The organism is Pseudomonas sp. BN414 (assembly GCF_029871275.1).
GTDB classification, from domain to species: Bacteria; Pseudomonadota; Gammaproteobacteria; order Pseudomonadales; family Pseudomonadaceae; genus Metapseudomonas; species Metapseudomonas resinovorans_C.
The window spans coordinates 1-503 of the sequence record NZ_SSOL01000006.1 but is presented as its reverse complement, the minus strand read 5'-3'; the positions used below and the strand labels follow the sequence as shown (position 1 = coordinate 503).

General features: G+C 64.2%; 1 protein-coding gene. It reads right to left on the bottom strand.

Features of this window, described 5'->3' with window-relative positions; all coding sequences use genetic code 11:
• Positions 1-503: Ig-like domain-containing protein (locus E8E95_RS00045; RefSeq protein ID WP_280347116.1), on the bottom strand; the 503-nt coding region annotated here is incomplete at both ends.

Here is a 503-nt window from a genome sequence, read left to right as displayed (position 1 = left end):
GTCGGTGGCGGTGCCATCGGACACGGTGTAGGTCGCCGTCGGCACCGGGCCGTTGTAGTTCGGTGCAGGGGTGAAGGTGAAGCTGCCGTTGGCATTAATCACCAGGGTGCCGACGCCCGCGAGGGTGGCCGTCTGGCCAGCCAGGAAGGTGCTGCCGCCCACTTCGAATTGAGTGACGGTGAGGGTGTCGTTCTCGACGTCGCTGTCGTTGGTCAGGACATTGCCGGAGGCCGGGGTGTCCTCGACCACTGAAAGCGGGCCGTCATTGGAGGCGACAGGAGCGTCGTTTTCCGGCGTGACGGTGATGTCCAGCGTCGAGCTGCTGCCAGTGTTGGTTGTGTAGGTGACCTGCGGAATGTCGCCGTTCCAATTCTGCACCGGGGTGAAGGTGTAGTTGCCGTTGGCCGCGAGGGTCAGGGTGCCGATTCCGGCGATCACCGCATTGGAACCCGCCGTGAAGGTGCCGGGTACGCCACTGATGCTGAAGCTGGCAACGCTGAGGG